Annotated in this window: 21 protein-coding genes; 6 read left to right on the forward strand and 15 right to left on the reverse strand. The window is 43.1% G+C overall.

The annotated features are described in order from the left end of the window. Positions 1 to 8: 8 nt before the first annotated feature. Positions 9 to 1,907 (forward strand): sporulenol synthase, encoded by a 1,899-nt coding sequence (gene sqhC / locus MKY50_RS10750; protein WP_341116651.1) that lies wholly within the window; start codon positions 9 to 11, stop codon positions 1,905 to 1,907. After that, positions 1,897 to 2,742, forward strand: coding sequence for a superoxide dismutase (locus MKY50_RS10755; protein ID WP_019712210.1), 846 nt, complete (start codon positions 1,897 to 1,899; stop codon positions 2,740 to 2,742). The genes sqhC and MKY50_RS10755 overlap by 11 nt, the downstream gene beginning before the upstream one ends. 32 nt (positions 2,743 to 2,774) lie before the next feature. Here MKY50_RS10755 and MKY50_RS10760 read toward each other — a convergent pair whose 3' ends face one another. Then, entirely contained in the window at positions 2,775 to 4,112 is a 1,338-nt protein-coding gene (locus MKY50_RS10760; RefSeq protein ID WP_014477075.1) for a sodium-dependent transporter, read from the reverse strand. Positions 4,113 to 4,330: 218 nt separating this feature from the next. On the opposite strand from MKY50_RS10760, the gene MKY50_RS10765 reads away from it, so the two are divergent. Continuing rightward, the gene (locus MKY50_RS10765; protein ID WP_004399225.1) at positions 4,331 to 5,296 is read left to right on the forward strand and encodes a bile acid:sodium symporter family protein; all 966 of its coding nucleotides are present in this window, start codon (positions 4,331 to 4,333) and stop codon (positions 5,294 to 5,296) included. Between the two features lie 49 nt (positions 5,297 to 5,345). On the opposite strand, the gene odhB is transcribed toward MKY50_RS10765, so the two are convergent. The 8 genes from odhB to cdaS form a co-directional block, all read right to left on the reverse strand. Next, entirely contained in the window at positions 5,346 to 6,599 is a 1,254-nt protein-coding gene (odhB, locus tag MKY50_RS10770; RefSeq protein ID WP_163130783.1) for a 2-oxoglutarate dehydrogenase complex dihydrolipoyllysine-residue succinyltransferase, read from the reverse strand. A gap of 15 nt (positions 6,600 to 6,614) precedes the next feature. Beyond that, entirely contained in the window at positions 6,615 to 9,449 is a 2,835-nt protein-coding gene (sucA, locus tag MKY50_RS10775; protein WP_049141172.1) for a 2-oxoglutarate dehydrogenase E1 component, read from the reverse strand. 228 nt (positions 9,450 to 9,677) lie between these two features. Beyond that, positions 9,678 to 11,594 (reverse strand): nitric oxide reductase activation protein NorD, encoded by a 1,917-nt coding sequence (locus MKY50_RS10780; protein WP_116316642.1) that lies wholly within the window; start codon positions 11,592 to 11,594, stop codon positions 9,678 to 9,680. A 10-nt stretch (positions 11,595 to 11,604) separates the two neighbouring features. Next, positions 11,605 to 12,519, reverse strand: a complete 915-nt coding sequence (locus tag MKY50_RS10785) for an ATP-binding protein (protein ID WP_015251896.1) — start codon at positions 12,517 to 12,519, stop codon at positions 11,605 to 11,607. Between the two features lie 63 nt (positions 12,520 to 12,582). Further along, a complete protein-coding gene (locus MKY50_RS10790) occupies positions 12,583 to 13,173 on the reverse strand; it encodes a superoxide dismutase family protein (protein WP_021481471.1) in 591 nt (196 codons plus the stop codon). Between the two features lie 92 nt (positions 13,174 to 13,265). After that, positions 13,266 to 14,501, reverse strand: coding sequence for a D-gamma-glutamyl-meso-diaminopimelic acid endopeptidase CwlS (gene cwlS / locus MKY50_RS10795; RefSeq protein WP_341116659.1), 1,236 nt, complete (start codon positions 14,499 to 14,501; stop codon positions 13,266 to 13,268). A gap of 381 nt (positions 14,502 to 14,882) precedes the next feature. Further along, positions 14,883 to 16,100 (reverse strand): macrolide family glycosyltransferase, encoded by a 1,218-nt coding sequence (locus MKY50_RS10800; RefSeq protein WP_003231222.1) that lies wholly within the window; start codon positions 16,098 to 16,100, stop codon positions 14,883 to 14,885. A 235-nt stretch (positions 16,101 to 16,335) separates the two neighbouring features. Next, complete coding sequence (gene cdaS / locus MKY50_RS10805; RefSeq protein ID WP_010886531.1) at positions 16,336 to 16,959, reverse strand: cyclic di-AMP synthase CdaS; 624 nt, start codon at positions 16,957 to 16,959, stop codon at positions 16,336 to 16,338. 265 nt (positions 16,960 to 17,224) lie between these two features. Here cdaS and MKY50_RS10810 point away from each other — a divergent pair, with 265 nt between their 5' ends. Continuing rightward, entirely contained in the window at positions 17,225 to 18,583 is a 1,359-nt protein-coding gene (locus MKY50_RS10810) for an MATE family efflux transporter (RefSeq protein WP_003231218.1), read from the forward strand. Between the two features lie 15 nt (positions 18,584 to 18,598). Beyond that, positions 18,599 to 19,447 carry an RsbT co-antagonist RsbRC gene (gene rsbRC, locus MKY50_RS10815; protein ID WP_122895487.1) on the forward strand — a complete coding sequence of 283 codons (849 nt, stop codon included), beginning with the start codon at positions 18,599 to 18,601 and terminating at the stop codon, positions 19,445 to 19,447. A 25-nt stretch (positions 19,448 to 19,472) separates the two neighbouring features. Here the strand turns inward: rsbRC and bshB2 are convergent, their stop codons facing one another. The 4 genes from bshB2 to rarD all read right to left on the reverse strand — a co-directional run bounded on the left by bshB2 (position 19,473) and on the right by rarD (position 21,754). Beyond that, positions 19,473 to 20,138, reverse strand: a complete 666-nt coding sequence (gene bshB2, locus MKY50_RS10820) for a bacillithiol biosynthesis deacetylase BshB2 (protein ID WP_003231215.1) — start codon at positions 20,136 to 20,138, stop codon at positions 19,473 to 19,475. Positions 20,139 to 20,156: 18 nt separating this feature from the next. After that, the gene (locus MKY50_RS10825; RefSeq protein ID WP_003231213.1) at positions 20,157 to 20,507 is read right to left on the reverse strand and encodes a YojF family protein; all 351 of its coding nucleotides are present in this window, start codon (positions 20,505 to 20,507) and stop codon (positions 20,157 to 20,159) included. Further along, positions 20,504 to 20,782: a hypothetical protein gene (locus MKY50_RS10830; RefSeq protein ID WP_003231211.1), complete on the reverse strand. Its 279-nt coding sequence runs from the start codon at positions 20,780 to 20,782 to the stop codon at positions 20,504 to 20,506. Before MKY50_RS10830 ends, MKY50_RS10825 begins: the two co-directional genes overlap by 4 nt. Positions 20,783 to 20,857: 75 nt before the next feature. Further along, positions 20,858 to 21,754: an EamA family transporter RarD gene (rarD, locus tag MKY50_RS10835; protein WP_021481479.1), complete on the reverse strand. Its 897-nt coding sequence runs from the start codon at positions 21,752 to 21,754 to the stop codon at positions 20,858 to 20,860. 98 nt (positions 21,755 to 21,852) lie between these two features. On the opposite strand from rarD, the gene gerT reads away from it, so the two are divergent. Continuing rightward, positions 21,853 to 22,326, forward strand: a complete 474-nt coding sequence (gerT, locus tag MKY50_RS10840; protein WP_003231207.1) for a spore germination protein GerT — start codon at positions 21,853 to 21,855, stop codon at positions 22,324 to 22,326. Positions 22,327 to 22,359: 33 nt separating this feature from the next. Here gerT and MKY50_RS10845 read toward each other — a convergent pair whose 3' ends face one another. Together MKY50_RS10845 and MKY50_RS10850 are read right to left on the reverse strand one after the other, a co-directional pair. Further along, complete coding sequence (locus MKY50_RS10845; RefSeq protein WP_004399366.1) at positions 22,360 to 22,596, reverse strand: hypothetical protein; 237 nt, start codon at positions 22,594 to 22,596, stop codon at positions 22,360 to 22,362. A gap of 84 nt (positions 22,597 to 22,680) precedes the next feature. Continuing rightward, the gene (locus tag MKY50_RS10850) at positions 22,681 to 24,015 is read right to left on the reverse strand and encodes a gluconate:H+ symporter (RefSeq protein ID WP_015251887.1); all 1,335 of its coding nucleotides are present in this window, start codon (positions 24,013 to 24,015) and stop codon (positions 22,681 to 22,683) included. Positions 24,016 to 24,349 lie beyond the last annotated feature (334 nt).

Here is a 24,349-nt window from a genome sequence, read left to right on the forward strand (position 1 = left end):
TGAGCGTGATGGGCACACTTCAGGAGAAAGTGAGGCGTTTTCAAAAGAAAACCATTACGGAGTTAAGAGAGAGGCAAAATGCTGATGGTTCATGGACATTTTGCTTTGAAGGACCAATCATGACAAATTCCTTTTTTATTTTGCTCCTTACCTCACTAGATGAAGGCAAAAATGAAAAAGAACTGATATCATCCCTTGCAGCCGGCATTCATGCAAAACAGCAGCCAGACGGCACATTTATCAACTATCCCGATGAAACGCGCGGAAATCTAACGGCTACCGTCCAAGGATATGTCGGGATGCTGGCTTCAGGATGTTTTCACAGAACTGAGCCGCACATGAAGAAAGCTGAACAATTTATCATCTCACATGGCGGTTTGAGACATGTTCATTTCATGACAAAATGGATGCTTGCCGCGAGTGGGCTTTATCCTTGGCCTGCTTTGTATTTACCATTATCACTCATGGCACTCCCCCCAACATTGCCGGTTCATTTCTATCAGTTCAGCTCATATGCCCGTATTCATTTTGCTCCTATGGCTGTAACACTCAATCAGCGATTTGTCCTTATTAACCGCAATATTTCATCTCTTCACCATCTCGATCCGCACATGACAAAAAATCCTTTCACTTGGCTTCGGTCTGATGCTTTCGAAGAAAGAGATCTCACGTCTATTTTGTCACATTGGAAACGCGTTTTTCATGCACCATTTGCTTTTCAGCAGCTGGGCCTACAGACAGCTAAAACGTATATGCTGGACCGGATTGAAAAAGATGGAACATTATACAGCTATGCGAGCGCAACCATATTTATGGCTTACAGCCTTCTGTCACTTGGTGTGTCACGCTATTCCCCTGTTATCAGGAGGGCGATTACCGGCATTAAATCACTGGTGACTAAGTGCAACGGGATTCCTTATCTGGAAAACTCTACTTCAACTGTTTGGGATACAGCTTTAATAAGCCATGCCCTTCAAAAAAATGGTGTGACCGAAACGGATGGCTCTGTTACAAAAGCAGCCGACTTTTTGCTAGAACGCCAGCATACCAAAATAGCAGACTGGTCTGTCAAAAATCCAAATTCAGTTCCTGGCGGCTGGGGGTTTTCAAACATCAATACAAATAACCCTGACTGTGACGACACTGCAGCCGTTTTAAAGGCGATTCCCCGCAATCATTCTCCTGCAGCATGGGAGCGGGGGGTATCTTGGCTTTTATCGATGCAAAACAATGACGGCGGATTTTCTGCTTTCGAAAAAAATGTGAACCATCCACTGATCCGCCTTCTGCCGCTTGAATCCGCCGAGGACGCTGCAGTTGACCCTTCAACCGCCGACCTCACCGGACGTGTACTGCACTTTTTAGGCGAGAAAGTTGGCTTCACAAAAAAACATCAACATATTCAACGCGCTGTGAACTGGCTTTTCGAACATCAGGAGCAAAATGGGTCATGGTACGGCAGATGGGGTGTTTGCTACATTTACGGCACTTGGGCTGCTCTTACTGGTATGCATGCATGCGGTGTTGACCGAAAGCATCCCGGTATACAAAAGGCTCTGCGTTGGCTCAAATCCATACAAAATGATGACGGAAGCTGGGGAGAATCCTGCAAAAGCGCCGAAATCAAAACATATGTACCGCTTCATAGAGGAACCATTGTACAAACGGCCTGGGCTTTAGACGCTTTGCTCACATATGAAAATTCCGAACACCCGTCAGTTGTGAAAGGCATGCAATACCTTACCGACAGCAGTTCGCATAGCGCCGATAGCCTCGCGTATCCAGCAGGGATCGGATTGCCGAAGCAATTTTATATTCGCTATCACAGTTATCCATATGTATTCTCTTTGCTGGCTGTCGGGAAGTATTTAGATTCTATTGAAAAGGAGACAGCAAATGAAACGTGAATCTTATCAAGCGGAGATGTTCAATTGGTGTGAAGCCCTGAAAGATCAGATTCAAAAGCGAGGTCAGCTTGACCAGTTTGAAGATCAAATCGACAAGATGATTGAGGCTCTGGAAGATGACCAAACAACAGAAGAAGATTGGTATAAACAGGCCGCTGCCCTTTATCGGGATATTACAGAATCAGATGATACAAGTGAAAGACGCGCTTATGTCCCTATAGGGAAACACGTGCTGCCAAAGCTTCCTTACAAATACTCCGCCTTAGAACCTTATATTTCACGCGATATTATGGTCCTTCATCATACAAAACATCATCAAAGCTATGTCGATGGCCTGAACAAAGCAGAATCAGAGCTTAAAAAAGCGAGAGCGACAAAGAATTATGACTTAATCACTCATTGGGAAAGAGAGCTTGCGTTCCATGGAGCAGGCCATTATTTGCATAGTATTTTTTGGTTTTCTATGCATCCAAACGGAAAACGGCGTCCTACAGGGGCATTGTTCCAAATGATAGACCTTTCATTTGGAAGCTATTCCGCTTTTAAAGAACATTTTACCCAAGCCGCTAAAAAAGTGGAAGGCGTCGGCTGGGCCATTCTGGTCTGGGCACCTCGATCAGGACGGCTGGAGATTTTAACGGCAGAAAAACACCAGCTCTTAAGCCAATGGGATGTAATCCCCCTTTTACCGCTTGACGTATGGGAGCATGCCTACTATTTGCAATACAAAAATGACCGGGCCAGCTATGTCGATCACTGGTGGAATGTCGTGGATTGGCGCGAGGCTGAAAAACGTTTTGAGCAGGCAAAAGAAGTCGTTTGGAAGCTCTATTAAAAAAAGCCCCCTTTCCCCGGGGGCTCCGTGTTTTAAAAAATCCCTACCACATGCAAAAACACGATGATGATGGCAACAGGAGATAGATATCGAATGAGCAGCAGCCAAACCGCAAACCACTTTCGTTTGAGATTGGAACCGCTTTTCAGCTCGTCAAACAAATCCTGTTTCGGTATTTTAAGCGGGACAAAAATCGAAATCAGTAACGCACCTAACGGCATTAAAATATTGCTCACAAGATAGTCGGCCGCATCAAAAATAGACAGATGAAATATAGTGACGTCACTTAAGACACCGTATGATAATGCAGACGGCACACCGACAATAAAAATAGCAATTCCGCCTAACCAAGCGAATCGTTTTCTCTTATTGACATCGCCTTTCGAAAGTACTGCGACCAAAATTTCCAGCATTGAAAAAGCAGATGTCAATGCAGCAAATAAAAATAGAAGTAAAAATGCTAATAAAAAGATAATTCCGAACGGCATTTGATTAAACACAGTCGGCAGCACGTTAAATAACAGAACCGGGCCTTGGTCTGGTTTGAGGCCGAATGAAAAGACAGCTGGAAAAATCGCAATTCCGGCCATTACAGCAACAAGCATGTTCATAACAGTTACAGATACAGCGGACTGTACCAGATTTTCCTGTTTCTCTAAATAAGCGCTATACGTTACCATGACAGATACACCGACACTTAATAAGAAAAAGGATTGTCCCATTGCATATAAAATGGTATTGGCATCAATTGCAGTTAAATCAGGCATCAGGAAAAATTTGATTCCTTCCATCGCGCCATCAAGTGTAACCGAACGCACCATTAAAATGATGAATAATAGAAAAAGCGCCGGCATTAATACTTGGCTTGCTTTTTCAATTCCGCTGCTTACCCCTTTTGCAACAACTAAAATTGTTACCACCATAAAGAGCAGCTGGCCTCCTACAGCCAAATAAGGATTTGAAATGGTACTTGCAAATATCGTATCAAAACCAGATGTTTGCGATAAACCGCCAGTGAAGCCTTTTATAATATAAATTAAAATCCATCCGCCTACGACACTGTAGAAAGATAGAAGAATAAAGCACGTCACCATGCCTAAATAACCGATCCAATGCCACTTCGTTCCTGGAGCAAGTGTTTTATAGGACTGAACGGCATCTTTCTGTGTTCTTCTGCCTATGATGAATTCACCTAACAATAAAGGCAGTCCGATTAAAACCGTAAATAAAATAAAAATAAGTAAAAATGCGCCTCCTCCGCTGGTTCCGGCAACATATGGGAATTTCCATATCGCACCAAGCCCGATAGCTGATCCTGCCGCGGCTAAAATAAAGCCGAGCTTCGAAGACCATTGATTTGCTTCCTTCACCGTATCACTCCTATTTGATCTAACCATTATAAAGGTTCATTGTAAGAATATCTTCCTATATAGTCAAGAACATTTTAATTAGTTTACATCATATATCTATAGACATCTGCCAAAAACTAATATTGAATTATTCAGAAAATTATTTATAATAAGAGAATGTTATGAAATTTGTAAGAATTTCTGCTGAAGTTCTTGATAAGTGTGTTAGGAGTGTTTTTATGGACATCATTAGAAAAATAAGTCATTTTGCAGGACAAACCTTTGGCATATGGGTCATTGTTTTTGCAGTGCTGGGATTTTCTTTCCCATCTTTATTTACGTGGATCAGTTCTTATATTACGATTTTTCTCGGCATTATCATGTTTGGGATGGGCCTTACACTGCAAGCCGATGATTTCAAAGAGCTGGTCAGAAAGCCTTGGCAAGTTATTATTGGAGTAATAGCTCAGTATACGATCATGCCGCTCGTTGCTTTCGGCCTCGCATTTGGGCTTCATCTTCCAGCTGAAATCGCAGTTGGTGTTATTCTTGTCGGCTGCTGTCCCGGGGGAACTGCATCTAATGTTATGACATTCTTAGCAAAAGGAAATACTGCCCTTTCTGTTGCGGTTACGACAATTTCTACCTTATTGGCACCTGTTGTAACACCGTTGTTGATTATGCTGTTTGCCAAAGAATGGCTTCCTGTCTCGCCGGGGTCTTTGTTTATCTCAATCTTACAGGCGGTTTTATTTCCGATCATTGCAGGTCTGATTGTCAAAATGTTTTTCAGAAAACAAGTGGCAAAAGCCGTACATGCCCTTCCGCTTGTTTCTGTCATTGGCATCGTTGCGATTGTCTCAGCTGTCGTCAGCGGCAATCGGGAAAATCTGCTTCAATCGGGGTTGCTCATTTTTTCAGTTGTTATCCTGCATAACGGTATCGGTTATTTACTGGGGTTTCTTTGTGCAAAGCTTTTAAAAATGGATTACCCGTCTCAAAAAGCGATCGCAATCGAAGTCGGCATGCAAAACTCCGGGCTCGGGGCTGCACTTGCCACGGCTCATTTCTCACCGTTATCTGCCGTACCCAGCGCAATATTCAGTGTGTGGCATAACCTTTCAGGTTCTATGCTTGCAACATATTGGTCAAAAAAAGTGAAAAAGAAGCAAGCTGGATCCAAAAGCAGCAATCTATCACTTTAAATATGCATCAAAAAGGGTACATCACTTTATCGTGATGTACCCTTTTTTATTATCCTTCTAATAAAAGCTGTTCAGGATCTTCCAGTAAATTTTTGATTGTCACGAGGAAACCAACCGCTTCTTTACCGTCTACAATTCGGTGATCATAAGATAAAGCGATATACATCATCGGACGGTTTTCGAAACGCTCTTCATCAATGGCTACAGGGCGCAGCTGAATCTTATGCATGCCCAGTATACCGACTTGCGGGCTGTTTAAAATTGGAGTTGACATCAATGAACCGAAAGTCCCTCCGTTTGTAATCGTGAAGGAGCCTCCCTGAAGCTCGCTAAGGGTTAATTTATTGTTTCTTGCTTTTTTCGCAAGCTCGCCGATCTCTTTTTCGATTCCTGCAAATGTCAGGCGGTCCGCATCTCGTACTACCGGTACGACAAGGCCTTCATCAGCAGCAACAGCGATACCGATATCATAGAATTTCTTAACGATCAACTCATCGCCCTGAATTTCCGCATTCAACAGCGGATATTTTTTCAATGCAGCCACGACCGCTTTCGTGAAGAAAGACATAAAGCCGAGCTTCACTTCGTTTTGCTCAAAGAATTGATCTTTGCGGCGTTTTCTGAGATTCATAACAGCCGTCATGTCCACTTCATTAAATGTAGTCAGCATCGCCGATGTTTGCTGCACCTCTACAAGGCGTTTTGCAATCGTTTGTCTGCGGCGTGACATTTTTTGCACTTCGACAGGTTTATCAAAGCTTTGCTGTGCTTTTGGAGCCTGAGGCTGCTGCTTTTGCTGAGGAGCCGGTTTTGATGCCGGTTTTTCGTACGCTTCGACATCCTGCTTGCGCACTCTTCCAAGCGGATCTCCAGTTGGAACTTGAGACAGGTCAATTCCTTTTTCTCTCGCCAGCTTACGGGCCGACGGAGAAGCGATCGTTCTTGATTTTGCTTCAGATTGTGCTTCCTCGCTCACCTCTTGTGCAGCTGGTTCAGCCTGTTTCTCTTCTTTTACGCTTTCCTTGCTTTCTGCTTTCTCTGTAGGAGCAGGGGCAGAACTTTCACCCGCGCCTTCTGAAATCGTACCGATAATTTCTCCGACCTGGACGGTATCACCCGAATCTTTCAATACCTCTTGAAGTACACCCGATTCTTCTGCTGTCAATTCAACATTCACTTTATCCGTTTCTAGTTCAAGCAGATATTCACCCTGTTCTACATAGTCACCAGGCTGCTTTAACCATTGGGCTATTGTTCCTTCTGAGATTGATTCTGCTAATTCAGGTACCTTAATTTCCGCCATTTTTTCATTTCCCCCTTAGTTTTTGCGAGTCAAGCTATCAGATACAATACGTTCCTGTTCTTTTTTATGAACTGTCGGATCTCCCTCTGCAGGGCTGGATCGTCTTCTTCGTCCAATATATTGAACGCTTACTCCCTCTGGTGCAATCTCTGTCAAATACGGGCTGATATAACCCCAAGCCCCCATGTTCTGCGGCTCTTCCTGCACCCAAACGATTTCTTTCAGGTTCGGAAGTTTTGCAAATAACTCTTTGACTCCTTTTGCCGGGAATGGATACAGCTGTTCGATTCTCGCAATGTGAAGCCACTCTTTACCGTCTTCTAACTTATTAAAATGATCGCTAATGTCTATAGACACTTTACCGCTGGATAATACAAGTCTGGTTACTTTTTCATAGTCATGAGAAAGTCCCGACTGTTCATAAACAGGCTGGAAGCGGCTTTCGCTGAGCTCCTGCACTTCCGACACCGTATTTGGGTTGCGAAGAAGGCTCTTCGGCGTCATAATGACGAGCGGTCTGATTTCTTCACGAAGCAGCATTTTAGCCTGTCTTCTTAAAATATGGAAATACTGTGCCGCGCTTGTCAGGTTGGCAACCGTCCAGTTGTTTTCCGCTGCAAGCTGCAGGAATCGCTCGATTCTTCCGCTTGAGTGCTCAGGCCCCTGTCCCTCGTAACCGTGCGGAAGCAGCATGACTAATCCGGATTTTTGGCCCCATTTGGCGCGTCCGGCAGAAATAAATTGGTCAAAATACACTTGAGCAGCGTTGGCAAAATCTCCGTACTGTGCTTCCCACAAAACAAGCGTTTCCGGTGAATGCACGTTATAGCCGTATTCAAAACCGAGAACCGATCCTTCAGACAGCGGGCTGTTATGAACAGCAAATGATGTGCTGCAGTCAGATAAGTGATGAAGCGGCACAAATTCTTTGCCCGTCTCACTGTCATGAAGCACAAGGTTTCTTTGGGCGAACGTTCCGCGCTCGGAATCCTGTCCTGTTAAACGAATCGGTGTTCCGTCTTTCAAAATTGAAGCAAACGCGAGTGATTCTGCCAAAGACCATTCCACTTTTCTGTCATCATCGAACGCCTTGGCGCGTCTTTCTAAAATGCGTTTTAGCTTGCCGAAAACATTAAATGACTCCGGCCAGTTGATCAATTCGCCATTCAGCTTGCGGAGCACATCAAAATCAATCGAAGTGTCCACATCTGGGAAACCGTTTGATACAGGCTCTGGAAGTTCAATTTCACAGGCAGTGTGTTCCTTTTTAGACGGAACTTTCTGATATGCATCCTCAATGCGCTTCGTTACCGATTTTTCGATGTTTTGAACGACTTCCTCGGTAAGCACGCCTTCTTTTACCAGCTTTTCAGCGAAAATTTGTTTGACTGTCGGATGCTTTCTGACAGCATCATACAGCATTGGCTGAGTGGTTGACGGTTCATCCATTTCGTTGTGTCCATAGCGTCTGTACCCGATCAAATCAATCAGAAAATCCTTGTTGAATGTTTTTCGGTATTCGACCGCAAACTTAACAGCTGAGAGACAAGCTTCAGGATCGTCCGCATTCACGTGAACAATCGGAATTTCATAACCCTTGGCCAGGTCACTGGCATATTTTGTCGATCTGGATTCAGCGCTTTCTGTTGTGAATCCGATCATGTTATTGGCGATAATATGAATCGCACCGCCTACTTGATACCCTTTTAAAGAGCTTAAATTCAATGTTTCAGCTACAATTCCTTCCCCAGGGAATGCAGCATCTCCATGGATTAAAATGGCCAGCGATTTTGTTTCATCTTGTACCGGGTATCCGCTTTGTGTTCGCGTTTCCTGTGCCGCTCTTGTGCTGCCTTCAACAATCGGATTGATAAATTCCAAGTGGCTCGGGTTGTTCGCTAACGTAATGCGCGCTGATTTTGTTTCAGCGTCTTGAAGCTCCCGATTCGCCCCCAAATGGTATTTGACATCCCCTGTCCATCCGTAGCTGATTCCAATGGATCCCTCAGACGGTACAAGATCTTTGTTCGGCGCATGCTGGAATTCAGAGAAGATGATTTCATACGGTTTGCCGAGCACATGTGCCAAGACATTCAGGCGTCCCCTGTGCGCCATCCCGATGTTGACACTTGTCGTGCCTGATTTGACAGATTGTGCAATAATGTCATCAAGCACTGGAACAAGAGCGTCTAGACCCTCAATGGAAAAGCGCTTCTGCCCGACGAATGTGCGGTGCAAAAACTGCTCAAAGCCCTCTACTTCTGTCAATCTTTCCAGCACAGCTGACAGCTTTTCAGCTGAGTTCTTCTGGAACAGCTCGCCAGATTCAATCTTTCTTGTCAGCCACTCGCGCTCTTTGAAGTCATGCACATGGTCAAATTCAAATGAGATCGTTCTTTTATACGTATTTCGTAAATACTGAATGGCTTCTAAACCGTTCGAAATGTTTTTAGGAGCGTCTTTGCAGATGACAGACGCAGGTATTGCTTTTATTTCCTCTTCTGTTAGCCCGTAATCGGATAATGGAAAAAGTTCGCTCTTTTTCTCATCCTTTCTGAGCGGATTGACGGAAGCGTTCAAATGGCCATAGGTTCGGATATCTTCTGCAAGTCTGACTGCGGATGCGATCTTTTGAATCAGATCGGCTGTAACACGTCCCTTTTCTTTTGTTCCCGAGGCCTCTTTTATATCGCTTGGCGGAGCACCGAGCTCGTCGAACATTTCCTTCAAATCCGGGTCAATGCTGTTCGGATCCTGGGTATACTGATCGTAAAGCTCCAGCGCATAGCCGAGGTTCGGACCGTAAAAATCTTCCCAATTCATTCGTTGTTTCATACTATTTTGAAACATTTGAATATTACCCCCAACTTAAATAATCAAGTGATTGATTCACTATCTTGAAATAACTTTCGAACGCTGTGTCCAAAATTATGTAATAAAAACGCTTCCAACGATATTTTACCACTGTTTGCAATTTGATTCTACCTTGATTGTTCACAAAATAGTAAAAAACCTTTATAAAAAACAAAAAATTTAATCATTCGAAAAAACAAACGCCAAAAAGCATAGGATTAAGGGCTATCCTATGCTTTTATGAAGCAGTTTTTTCAGCAGCGGATACAAAACATCCGGTAGCTGATCAACATCCGGGACAAATATACTGAATTTTCCGTACATATCCTGGATCGTCTTCATTTGCGATTCTTCTATTTCTGAGTTGGAGAGAAAAACATTTATCACTTCTATTCCTCTTTTTCGGGCTTCGATAACCGCCTCACTTGTATCGACGATCCCATTTTGTTCGTAGCCAAATGCGGCCGGCTCTCCATCTGAGAAAACAATTAAGAACTTTTGCGCCTCGCTGCGATGCAGCATTTTTTTCGTCATCTGCCTAATTGCGTACCCGTCACGGTTATCTTCTTCTGGCTCAAGCTGCATAATGGCCGGTCCAGACTCTTGTCTTAATGATGATTGGAAGGGAATAACCGTATTGAAATAGTTTGGCTGGCTTGTTTCGGTTGCATCATTTGTGTCTTCCCAGAAACCGACAATCTGATGCGGAACCGCTACCGATTTCAGCGCTTCGTGAAACAACACGATTCCTCGTTTTGTTTCGTCCATTTTGTCGAACATGCTGGCTGAACAATCGACCAGCAAAGTAAAAACTGCATCGATTTCTGAAGATGGTTCTTGCTTTTTGTAGAACAGGCGCGGATTTCGCTCAGTGAAGTAGCGAAGAAGCTTATTGTTCAGTCTCCCGGCATGAAGGTCTGTTCTCGGCAATGTTTTTTTATGTTCAAGCGTTTTTTGAATCATTTGTTTCAAACGCTTTTGATACGATTCAATCGTTTTTGCCTGCTGTTTATAAGAAAGCTCTTCTTCACTGGTTGCCGGCTGCGGTTCTTTATAAATTGGAAATGCATATTTATTTTCTTTGCCGTCAGCCATACCCGCTCCGTTCGGCTGGTCTTTTTGAGACTCCAGCGCTTCCAGCTTGGAATAGTCTTTCCGTTTCGTTTGTCTGGCTGATCCTTGAACAGAGCCAAGGGCCTGATCTCCATCGTCGCCTTCCCTTGAAGCATCTTTTCCTAAATCTGATTTTGCGCCGTGTTCAATATCAAATTGAAGGAAGCTTTTAGACGGTGCTTCTGTTTCCCTGTGCCATGTCGGCATTTCTTCTTCATGGATATCCTCATCACCGTCTGATTGTTTTGGAAGCGTGACGTCATCACTCAGCTTCGGCGCTTTTTTCTCTTCTTCAAATAAAGGCTGTTCTGCAGCTTTTGCGTAGTCAAGCTCAGGCAAAAAGAAGTAGGTGTTCAACATGTCTTTATCGAGCACCTCTTCAAGTCCGTCCATGAGGTCCTCAACAATTTTCAGAACCTGCCATGTCGAATCTGCTTCATACACACGCAAGAGCTGCTGCTCAATAAACGGGCGCATCAGATCGATATCTTCACGCATGGACGGAAGAGTCTCAAGCGGCGATTCCGCTGTGAGCTTGACATAGATCGCGCAAAAGAGCGCATCGGTAAAAATGCTTCGTTCCAAATTTAAGGTCAGCTGAGTTGAGAAATGTTTTCTGTACATGTCTTTTCGCTTCGCAAATACATGTTTCGTACCCGGACGCTCATGTTTGATGCATTCTTCGATCCTAATGTCTTCAAGCAGCATAAAGAGCTGCTTGGCAAAACTTTTAAAGGTGAGATGACGATGGATATCATTCAAAAAGTTCGCAAACTCATGCAGCGAGCTATATCTTGTTCCGACTGAACGCAGGTAGACGTCGCTTTTCAGACCCGCTTCCATGTCCTCAGCTGCCCTGTCTTTCCAAAAGTGGCTCATATAGATTTTCTTTTCAAATGGATTGTAATAGGACTGAACGCCATACTCCACTTCTACCGCTTCACTCTTGGTGAGTGTTTTGGCCAAATCAGTCAGCATCATAAATAAAAATGAATCAATCGTGCTGTCGTTAAATTTGATAAATTTCATCGCAGCCCCCTCATTCAAACAGAGTTTCTGCAATATTTCGGACGGCCGCTTTTTCCCGATCATCATCAAGCTTTTCTACAATTCCCCGCTCAATGGCACGACGCGGCGGAATATAAGCAGCTAAATCACATGTATCGAGTAAAGCTCTGATGGATGCCGCTTCTTCAGACACCTGTCCGTTATTGGCCTGAACGATCAAGTCAGAGGAAAGCGTGATAAATCTGTCAATCAATTTCTCGTCTTTCAGGGCTGACTGAGACATGAGCACTTGTTTCAGCAGCTCGCCTTTAATATAAGGCACATCAATGATGACAAAACGGTTTTTCAACGCTTCATTCAGAGGAACAGTTCCGACATAGCCTTCATTGATGGCTGCAATGACTCCGAAACCGCTTTTAGCCCGTATGACCTCGCCTGTAAACGGATTTGTCATCATTTTTCTGTAATCTAATACACCGTTTAAAATAGGCAGTGTTTCTGGCTTCGCCATATTGATTTCATCTATATAAAGAAAATGGCCTTCCTTCATTGCCTTTGTAACAGGTCCTGAAACAAACTCGATTGTCGCCTGGCCAGATTGATTTTCAATCGTTTTATAACCGACCAATGCCTCAGCGTCCAAGTCGACTGAACAGTTGACGCTGTGCATCGGTTTATGAAAATAGCTGGACAATGTTTCTGCCAACTTTGTTTTTCCTGAACCTGTAGGCCCTTTCAGCAGGACATTTTTCCCCATGGCTAATGCAATAATGGCGTCAAATAAAATGGCTTCATCCTCCGCCTCATAGCCTGATGTTCCTATAAGCGATTGAAACTCCGGGGAAATAGGCTGCTCTTTATATGATAAAAGCTTTTGTTGTATATCTTCCGGCAATGTTAAGTGCTGTAGTTGAGTTGTCATAGACAGATTCCCTTTCCTATTCATATTCCATTAACGAGTATACTAAAAAAGCCCCTGTATGCTCAATACAAAAGGGCTTGGATGATATTACTGCTTCTCGTTATTTCCCAATAGGGCTCCGCAGACAATACGCGCACCGGAATTGCCGCTTGGGTTTGTCAGATAATCGTCCGCTTGTTCATGAATAATAAATGCACTTCCGTCCTCGTCGAGAATATTTAGTTTACTTCCTTTTTTCAGTGAAGTGTCAGGCGCATTCATAATGACATCTACCTTTCCATCAGCACCGACTTCAAGGTTCGGCAGATCTCCGGCATGATGCCCCATCGGATTATTGAAGCCGTGTTCTTTGTTCAGCGGATTAAAGGGACCGCCCGCTGATTCAAAATCCGGCCTGATACAAGAACCTTTCTCATAAATATGAAAACCGAGAGAAGCACCTGGACGCAGGCTGTTTGCGGAAATATGAATATCGAGGCCTTCATCATCTGATTCTTTGATCTCTATAAAACCGACTGCTTTCCCTTCACGATTGACCAGTTGGACATGATGACCAAACGCTGACGTTTCAACCACTTTTTTTTCCGGCACCCGGTTAGGAGGGTCTGGAGGTTTTTTTTGTCCGCATCCGGCAACTCCCAGTGCCGTCAGCATCATCAACAGCAAGAGACGGTGCATACTGTCTCCCCCTTGTTTTTTCTAACAGTGTGGTCAATCATTGTCTGGTATAAACAAAAAAGCCTATAAAAGGCTTTTTGTCATACTCATTTTTAAAAATAACTTCTTGCGCCCAAGTACCGCTGTTTCCAATACGAATTGCTGAGATTGGAAATGTCGACGCCCGATGAGCTTGCATGAATAAAATCACCGCCGCCTAGATAAATCCCCATGTGAGACGGGCCGGATTTATATGTGGTAAAGAAGACAAAGTCTCCTACTGACGGCTGGCTGACTTTCTGCATGACATTCCAATACCCTGCCGTACTCAATCTTGATATAGATGATACATTATTAATGAGGTAATAAATGAAGCCGCTGCAATCAAAACCGGCAGGCGTGTTTCCGCCCCATCGGTAAGGCACTCCGACATATTTTTTCGCTTCCGTTATCATTCTGTCAATCTTCGAGCCTATTTGAATGTTTGACCCTGAGTTATCTTTTGGCTTTGTCGGATTTGAAGGATTAGATTTTGATGCTCCCGAAATAGTCAGAACCTGCCCGATTTGCAACACATCCGATGATAAATTGTTTTTATCACGGATGCTTTGGACAGTGACTCCGAGCCGATTTGCAATTTTCCACAGCGAATCGCCTGCTTTTACCTTGTACGTCGTTGTTTTTGAGGGATTGGAGTTTGACGGCTTTTTGGAACCGCTGTTTCCGTTCTTAGGTGAACTGCTTCCTTTTATTTTGAGCACCTGTTTAGGATAAAGTGTATCTGATGTTAAGCCATTTAAGGTTTTTAATTCGGCTACAGTCATATTTAAGCTGTTTGCGATTTTCCACAGTGAGTCACCAAGCTTGACCGTATATGTACTTTTTGAATAACCTGAAGAATTGGAACCGCTGTTTTTCTTTGATCCATTTGATCCGCTTGAACTGCTTGTCCCTTTGATCTTAAGCTTTTGCCCCGGACGAATCAGGTCACTGCTCAGGCTGTTTAAGCTTTTAAGCTCAGAAACACTCATTTTATGATTTTTAGCAATCATCCATAGGGAATCACCATATGCAACTGTGTATGTTGATGTTTTGCTTGAATTAGATGGGGATGTCGTGCTTTTTTTGCTGCTTTCAGGAACCTTAAGACTTTGCCCGACATAAAGCACCGTTGATTTCAATTTGTTTTCGGATTTCAGAGCTGATATTGTCGTATCATACTGGCGGGAAAGTTTCCAAAGAGAGTCACCGCTTTTTACTTTTATCGTTTTTGCTTCCGCGGGTGCTGCGGCCATCGACGACCCAACAACTGCAGAAACAGCCAAGCCGGCTACAATCTTCTTTTTCATTCATTCAACCTCCTAAACTGTTTTTTTGCAAAAACAGCTAGTATTTTGTTTCCAAAAATGGCACACAACTGTTTTATCGTCAATTTTTCAGCAAGTTAAACCCTTTTCAAACATTTGGCGCAGCATTTTCAGCATCGTTCGACCTTTAAACCTTCAAATAAACATCTAACATTTTACATAAGCACGATATGTTTTTCGAAAGTCTAAGGAACTATTTAAGTGAGGGTAAAAATGATGGTTTTCTATTGATGAACGAAGCAGTTTCTCCTCCTTTCTTGTCTATTTTTCTAATCAATTCTCTATCGGCGTATCAAATCCCTTCCTCTGCATTCTTATGAAATGGCAAAAAGCCTGTTCTTTCGATAAGAACAGGCTTTTACACTATGCATTTGCTGATTGAGTTTTTTGTTTTACAGCTTCAAGAATGCTATCGGCCGCTTTTTTAGAGCCGCCTGCCGCTTTCAGTGATTGTCCAATTTCTTTTGCCTTTTCAGCATACGAACGATTATTCATTACATCTTGTATCGTCTCTTTCAGAAGGCTTTCAGATAATTCTTCTTTTTTTAACACTTTTCCTGCGCCGACTTTTTCCACCTGATCTGCGACAACAAATTGGTCGCCTCCCATCGGAATGACAACGAGCGGGGTTTCAAAATACAAACCTTCACTTGTGCTGTTCATTCCGCCGTGTGTCACAAATAAGCTGGCTCTTTTCAAGATCTCAAGCTGAGGGACATACGGGCGTACAATGAAATTCTCCGGAATGTCGTTTAACTCACTTGTTTTAATATGCTTGCCGATAGAAAGCACAACTTTACCGTCAAAGTCCTTACAAACTTCAAGGCATTGATTAAAAAACTGCTTTTGATTATTAAAAATGGTTCCCATTGAAATAAACAGCACGTTTTCATTGTCAATCTGATCAAATGGGAAATCATTGTTTCCGGCTCTTTCTGTAATGGAAGGACCGACAAATACATATCGCTCGCCAAATTGCTCAGCCAGTGGCTGAAATCCCCTTGATGTAAAGACGATTGTCAAGTCACCATCAGCTAAAAAAACATCAAATGGCTTCTTGATCTCTGCTTGAAAATCAGCATTTAACGTTTCTGCAAGCTGCTGGTATGATTCATAATGAGGCGAATCTTCAAGTGATCCTTTCATGTACGCTCCCATCATTTCCTTCGCAAATTCCTCATTCATCGCAAAGGTTGTACACAATGAAAATCTTGGCAGCTTCAGCATGTTGGCAATGACTTTACCCGCGAGAAGATGGTGATCATATATGACATAATCATACGATTCATGTTTGACTTCCTCATAAATATGAGTCGCGATATCCTTACAGGCTTTCAAAAAAGCGCAGAGCATTTCTGTGAAATCTCTTTCTTCATCGCCGGTTGCGTTTTTCCCGAAGTAATCTCCCCTGAAATCATGATACTCACGAAACTCTATATCAAGAGCTGTGATTTTTTCTTTATATTCCTTCACTGCGTAGTACGTAATGTTTTCTCCCCGGGATTTCAGCTCCTTCATCACACCGATAGAGGGATTAATATGCCCTTCACCGGGGAAACCGATCATTAATACATTTGCCATGCGGCAGCACCCTTCCTTTGAAAATTTATATAATATTTTATACGGTACTATAAATACATAAACAGGTAAAGTATTTCACTTGATTAATATTCATCACATATAACTTTTCTACCAGTTTATATTCCCTGTCTTCAAGACAAAAAGCATTCAGCTTGAAGCGAATGCTTTAATAAAGATACGAATTCAGTCATTTTGTCTCATGATAGGATTCTTAATCAGGCCCTTTTTATTATTTTTACGTTCTTGGTGAAATTAACGGATATAATACACCGTCTTTGGCAAACGACATCTTCCCTGTTTCCTCTGAAACCACGAGCACCAGTGCATCCGTATAGCCCGACATACCAAGAGCCGCCCGGTGCCGGGTTCCCAAATGGATATCCACTTCCTTCGTCGTCAGCGGGAGCACATTGGCTGCTGACACGAGTTTGTTTTCCCTCACTAATAAAGCGCCGTCATGAAGAGGGTTTCCGGGAAAAAAGATGCTTTCAATTAATGAAGAGCTGATCTCGGCGTGTAGGGAGGTGCCTTTTTGAATAAAACGTTCAACCGGGTCTGCTCTTTCAATCACAATTAAAGCTCCATGCTTATGTTCCGATAAGGCTTTAATCGCCTTGGCCAGCTCAATAAATGCCGGCGTAAATTCCTCAATGTATGATTGCAAATAAAAGGAGGATGCAATCCCCTGCATGTCCTGAAAAACGTGCCCCAAATCATCTAATTCACAAAGGAGACACTGGTCTTTTTCGTGAAGCGTTTTCAAGATTAGAGATGCATCACCTAATATTTGCTCTAAGTACACCTGTATTTTCCCCTTGAACGCATTTTCTGATATCTGCTCATAGCGCATAGCCTTCATCTCCTGTTTAAATTTCCAACTTTTCACGAATGCTTATCTTATTGATGCACATTCTATTGGTAAAGGAGGGATGTAAAGAATGGAAATCGAAAGAATCATTCAGTATATTTGCACCTTTTTAGGCGTGATTTCGCTTTCTTTTATTTATGCCCAAATGTTTAGAAAAACGAAACCGACAAAAAAAGAATAGGCCCGGCGTTCATTGCTTTTTATACATAAAATGTTATAATTTCTCTCGTTATGAAAAAGAAACGGAGATCAATGTATGAAAGAAACTCAAAACGCCCGGGAAAAAATCAAACAGCTCTTGCACATTTTAATACCGATATTCATTACCCAAGCGGGGCTTTCTCTGATCACTTTTCTAGATACTGTGATGTCAGGGAAAGTCAGCCCCGCTGATTTAGCTGGTGTCGCCATTGGCTCAAGCCTTTGGACCCCTGTTTACACAGGACTTGCAGGTATATTAATGGCGGTCACCCCGATTGTCGCTCAGTTATTAGGTGCAGAGAAAAAACAGAAGATTCCCTTTACTGTTTTACAAGCTGTATACGTGGCCGCGCTTCTTAGCATCGCCGTTTTAGTGATTGGATATGCTGCAGTTGACCTTATTCTTGGCCGATTGAACCTTGATATTCACGTGCATCAGATTGCTAAACACTTTTTAGGCTTTTTATCACTGGGAATTTTCCCTTTATTTGTTTACACCGTGTTGAGATCATTCATCGACTCATTAGGAAAAACGAGAGTCACCATGATGATTACACTCAGTTCTCTTCCAATCAATTTTGTATTGAATTATGTATTTATCTTCGGGAAGTTCGGAATGCCGGCACTTGGAGGTGTAGGCGCGGGACTGGCATCCGCGTTAACTTACTGGTGTATATGCATCATCAGTTTTTTCATTATTCATAAAAACGCACCGTTTTCTGAATACGGGATTTTTCTTACCATGTATAAGTTCTCTTGGAAAGCATGCAAAAATTTGCTCAAAATCGGGCTGCCTATTGGGTTCGCCGTGTTTTTTGAAACGAGCATTTTCGCAGCTGTCACGCTTCTAATGAGCCATTTTCATACAGTGACCATCGCGTCCCACCAGGCAGCCATGAATTTTGCGTCTCTTTTATATATGCTGCCGCTTAGCGTGTCCATGGCTCTAACAATTGTTGTCGGATTTGAAGCGGGTGCAGCCCGTTTTAAGGATGCACGCTCATATAGCTTAATCGGCATCATGATGGCGATCGGCTTTTCTTTGTTCACTGCCGCCTGTATCCTTTTATTCAGAGAGCAAATTGCGGGCATGTATACTTCTGACCCCGATGTGCTCCGGCTGACACAGCACTTTTTAATTTATGCGCTATTTTTTCAGCTTTCCGATGCTGTTGCCGCACCGATCCAGGGAGCACTCAGAGGGTACAAAGATGTGAACTATACGCTTGCGGCCGCTTTTGTCTCTTACTGGGTCATTGGCCTTCCGGTCGGTTATATGGTCGGTACGTTTACAAGCCTCGGTGCATTCGGCTATTGGATTGGATTAATAGCGGGACTCGCCGCCGGAGCAGTTGGGCTGTTTTTCAGGCTGGCAAAACTGCAAAAACGTTATTCGCAAAAACAACACATTTAAAAGAGGTGATCAATCATGGCAAAAAACAAAAAATTATTCGAGTATCTTTCCCAGCATGCGGAAACCATCAGTTCAACGTGGTATGAAACAATCGAGGAGACTGATCCCAATTCCATTTATGCCTCAACAGATCCTGTTGTCATTCACAATTTAAAGAGCCAGAATCTTGCCTTTAACTATAAAATAAACCGTATTTTTATAGATGATGAGGACGTATACTTGCCTATACTGAAAGATTGGGCCTTTGAAGTCACACAGGATCAAGAGCATTTAAAAACTCCTATCCACTATATTATTCGGGAGTTTGTCAGAGTGAGAGATTTATATGTTTCCTATGTGAAAGAATTTGTCCATCTCAATCAGGATACTGTGAAAAGCGAAGAAGCCGAAGACCTGTATCACGCCCTTATAAAAGCGTTTGATCTTGTGATTCATATTTTTATAGAAGAAATGTACAAAAACACAAGCCTTCAGCTTCAGGCCCAAAAAGATATGATTACTGAATTGAGCGCTCCGGTCATCGTGCTGTTTCACAGCGTCGGACTGCTGCCTTTAATCGGAGATATTGATACAGTCCGCGCCAAGCTGATTATGGAAAACACACTGCATCAATGTGCGAAAAAAAAGGTGACACAACTGTATATTGATTTGTCAGGAGTAGCTGTGATTGATACGATGGTTGCCCATCAGCTGTTCAGTCTGATTGAGGCGCTTCGTTTAATCGGTGTTTCTTCAACTTTGTCTGGAATCCGTCCGGAAATCGCGCAAACAGCGGTTCAGCTAGGTTTGTCTTTCGAAGGTATTTCCTTGAGATCCACTCTCGCTTCAGCAATTGCATCGGACTTAAAATTAAAAAAGGTATAAGGCTTAAGGCCTTATACCTTTTTGATTAATCATTCCATTGATACGTCCAATATATTTCTTCTTCAAACCATGTTGCCATAACAGGTTCATTATTTTTCAATTTCTCTTCAAGCTCTCTGAGCATGCCTTCTGTTTGTGTGCGGTGAGCTCTTAACGCATTCATTTTAATATCAGCTACTTCTTTGATATCAAGCACGACATCAGCTTCGCCGAGAACCTCTTCTCTGTTGCGGGTAATGGCCATGCAGATTGTACGCGGACGGTCTTCTTTCTTTTTGCGGTACAATGCACGGATCACCGCTTCCCCGCATGCATCATGGTCAGGGTGCACACCGTGTCCGGGATAAAATGTGACAATTAAACTTGGTTTTACATCATCTATGATCTCTTCCATGATATCAGCTAAATACTCATCATCTTCAAATTCGAGCGTTTTGTCACGGAGTCCAAGCATACGAAGGTCATTGATATCCATTTCTTTGCAGGCATTGATGAGCTCTTGTTTTCTTAATAGCGGCAACGTTTCCCGATTCGCGAAAAATGGATCGCCCATATTTCTGCCCATTTCACCTAAAGTGGCGCAGGCATACGTAACGGGAATGTCTTTTTTTCTGTTTAAGGCAATGAGGCCTGCCACTCCATATGATTCATCATCAGGGTGAGGCAGGATTACTAGTACATGTTCTTTCATTATTATTCACCCTTTTCTTTAAACTGTGAACGGTTTTTCGCTGATTTGCAGAGAAATAGCCAGTTTACCGCCCGGCAGGTGTCCCGCCATTAATAAACGGTTTTCTTCATCTACCGTGTATTCAGTCAAGCCTTCAGCATAAATCCAGCCTTCTTCTGTTTTCAAGCCAACGCGGTAAGGCCCGTTGCCTTTGATTTTTGCCTGATGATAAGTGACTTTTGCATTGCGGATATACGCAACAACCGTCATGTTCTTTTCATTTAAGTGCGCTGAATAAGAACCTGTGGTGGTTTCTAAATGGATATATACAGGGCGGTCCGCATATCGTTCTAAAGATGCTTGCACATCTTCTTTTATGATCGCTTTCATGATTGCTCCCCTCTTTCTTCTTTTAAATACTCTGCACGTTCTGTATGTAATTTGACCAGCTGATATTTCACAGCCGGTTCGAGCTGTGAATTCACAATGCGCTGAATCGCGGCAAAATATTTTTCCAGCATCGGTTTTCGGAGTCTTGGATGTGTTCGTTTATCCAAGAGCTCAAGATCAATCGCCTCTGCTACCGCTTCTGCGTCATCATGTGCGAGAGATCGGTTATTCCAAAGTGAAGCATATGCTTTCACTATCTCTTTATCATTGTCCATCGTCTTGCTCCTTTATGTCTTACATACATGAAATGATTATACATAATATATGCATCAGCTGAAAAGCCAAAGGCCTCAATGGCTTTTTGACGCCCGTTTCCACTTCACTTGTGAAAACGTAAACAAGATCAGCGCAGCCCATATACAGCTGAATGTAAAAGCCTTCGAGCTGGAAAATGGCTCATTGTAAACAAACAGCCCGATCAGAAGGGTAATGGTCGGCGCAATATATTGTAAGATACCGACTTGATACAGTGGCAGCCGTTTCGCTCCTTCCGCAAACAATAAGAGCGGCAAAGCCGTAAACACACCGGCCAAAAAGAGAAGCAGCCACGTCCCTCCGCTTTCTGCACCCGCTGGCTGAACATGTCCGCTGAACAGCAAATACCCTAATGCAATCGGCATAATCATGAATGTTTCCAGCGTTAAACCGATGGCGCTCGGCAGGCTTGTTCTTTTTTTGCTTAACCCGTACAGCCCAAAGCTGAATGCGAGCAGAAGCGCAACATAAGGAATGGAGCCGTATTGGAACGCTGAGATGATGACACCGGCTGCCGCAATCGAAACGGCCACTAATTGCAGGCGATTCAGTTTTTCCTTTAAAAATAAAATCCCAAGGAGCACTGATACAAGCGGATTAATGTAATAGCCAAGACTAGCCTCAAGCAAAAAGCCATGGTTGACAGCCCATATGTATACAAACCAGTTGATCGAAATCAGGATAGAAGCAAGAAATAAAGAGAGGATCCCTCCGTTCTTTTTCAGAGAGCGCAACTCCTGCCATCCTATTTTCCATTGCCGCAAGAAAAAAAGTACGATACACATAAAAACAAAAGACCATATAATACGATGAGCCAAAATATCAAGAGCCGGCAGCTGTTCGAGAAGCTTCCAATAGAGCGGAAACAGGCCCCACATGATAAAGGAAACGGCTGTGTAAATAACGCCTTTTTTTGTTTCTGAATATTGCATTTATATCCCTGCCTTTCTTTAGAGCATCTTATATTATATCACGTGAAAGATCTGGCGGGCATATACTATTTTGTCCGTGAAGAAAGGATGTGAAGACAATGTTTGAGTGGAACAAGTACTTTCCTTTCCACAATCAATTTTCTAAAGAAGCATTAAAAAAAGCTGATCCGAAAGAAGTTGAAACGTATGTCAATCGTGTGATGGAAAGTGTGTTCGGCAGTGATTATGCGGCTCAATTTCCTTTCCGCGATCCTCTCCCCCAAAAAGAACATCCCGCCAAACCTGATGCAAAACCTGATGTCAAACCTGATATTGATATATTCGAAACAGCAGACCATGTGTTTGTAAAGGTGCCAATCAGCGAAGAATGGCTGGAACAAGTGAGAATCAAACACACATCTCACGAATTATGGTTGGAAAACCTCCCAAGAGCAGATCATCCGAAAAAAGTAAACCTTCCTTGTTTAGTCAAACGCAAAGGAACAAAAGCCGTCTATAAGGATGGCCTTCTGGAAGTCATGTTTCAAAAACAGCAAGACTACAATATGTCCGAGGTAGAAATCATCCGATAAAAAACGGCCTGCAATCGATGCAGGCCGTTTTTATTAATAGAAGCCGGGATATCCCCCGTATGGCACGCCGGCACCAAAACCGTACGGTCCGCCTCCATATCCATAAGGGCCAGGAGGATAGGCATAGGGACGAGAATAGTTAAACAGCGCACTCCCGAGAAAACCGCCTAATAAACCGCCGACTAGAGGAGCGCCAAACAAAAAAGGACTACGCGCCGGATATCCGGCTGGACCTGGGATTCCGCGTAAATACGAATGATGAGGGTACATGATTTTTTCCTCCTTTATGTCTGCCTATACGTAAAGTATTCAGCAAGGAAGAAAAACGATTGGGCTACGGACTGTCTATGATTGTTACATCACAAGCCCTGCCAATAACACACAGCCGAGCCCTGTAACCGAAAGAACTGTTGTAAGCAGCGTCCAGGTTTGAAATGTTTCTTTCATGCTCAAGCCGAAAAATTCCTTTACCATCCAAAATCCTGCATCATTTACATGACACGCAATGACACTGCCGGCTCCTGTTGCAAGCACCATTAACGCAGGGTTTACACTGCCAGCCTCCATAAGCGGAGCTGCCATTCCCGCTGTGGTAAGCGCAGCCACGGTAGCAGAGCCTAGACACAGACGCAGAACCGCGGCGATGGTCCATGCAACGAATAGCGGCGACATGTTTGTTTGACGGAAAAAATCAGCGACATAATCGCCGACTCCGCCGGCAATCAGCACCTGTTTAAACGCTCCTCCCCCTCCTATGATGAGCAGCATCATCGCAATTTGCGAAATTGATTCTGAAATAGATCTGCTGATTTCCTGCATAGATATTTTACGGGCATATCCCATCGTATAGAGTGCAAGCAACAGCGAAATGAGCATTGCCGTTCCCGGAGTGCCGATAAATTCTATAATGTCTTTTCCTTTTGAATGTTCACTCAATAATAAAGAAAAAATTGTTGCCATTGCCATAAAGATAACCGGGAATAAAGACGTGACAGCACTGATCGCAAAGCCCGGTGTTTCATCCAGCTGAAATTCTTTCCTTGGTCCTAACCCCGATAGGTTTCCATGCTTTTGATACGCACCAGGAAACCGTTTCATCGCAAATTTATTAAATAATGGCCCGGCAATCACAGTTGTCGGAACAGCGATGATGATTCCAAAAAGCAGCACCTGGCCAATATGGGCACCGTATGCAACTGAGATAGCAGTTGGAGCAGGATGCGGGGGCAAAAATCCGTGAGTAACATTTAAGGCGGCGGCCATCGGGATTCCCAGATACAGAAAAGGCATTTTTAATTCTTTAGCAATCGCGTAAACAATCGGTATCAACAGAACAAGACCCACTTCAAAAAACAGCGCAATACCGATGATAAAAGAGGCAACTACAACCGCCGCCTGTATTCGTTTCCTCCCGAATTTGTCAATCAGCGTAATGGCAATCCGATAGCCGCCCCCAGCATCTGAGACAAGCCTCCCAAGCATCGCGCCAAGTCCAAACACTAAAGCTAAATGCCCCAGCTGCCCGCCAATTCCAGCCTCAATTGAAAGAACAATTTTATTGATATCCATTCCAAGTCCGATGGCTACTAAAAATGAAACGACAATCAGTGAGACAAAGGTATTTAATTTTACTTTAATAATGAGAAATAACAGAATCAGCACTCCGACAGCTACAATTAAAATCGGCATGGTACCCCTCCAAAAGTGTTTTATATGATTCTCGCGACAATGTTTTGGCGCTTTTCATGCCTAGATGAACAGAAAGCGCTTTCATTAATAACTAAAAACGTCTTGGTTATATGATTGTTATCTTTTGATCAACTAATATGTTCATACTAATCTCCTAATCAATGACTGTCAATCGTTTTTATGAGCTTGTCTCGATTACCTACCACCTAACTCAATGATTTATTAGTTATATGTTGATTAACTTTTGGTTATATGTTATGTTTTTTAAAGTTGACTGCCAATCATTATATCTCTCCATTGTCTGGAAGCAAATGAGACAATATGAGAACAGACG

The sequence above is a fragment of the Bacillus sp. FSL R7-0685 genome, assembly GCF_038002425.1.
Taxonomy (GTDB): Bacteria; Bacillota; Bacilli; order Bacillales; family Bacillaceae; genus Bacillus; species Bacillus subtilis.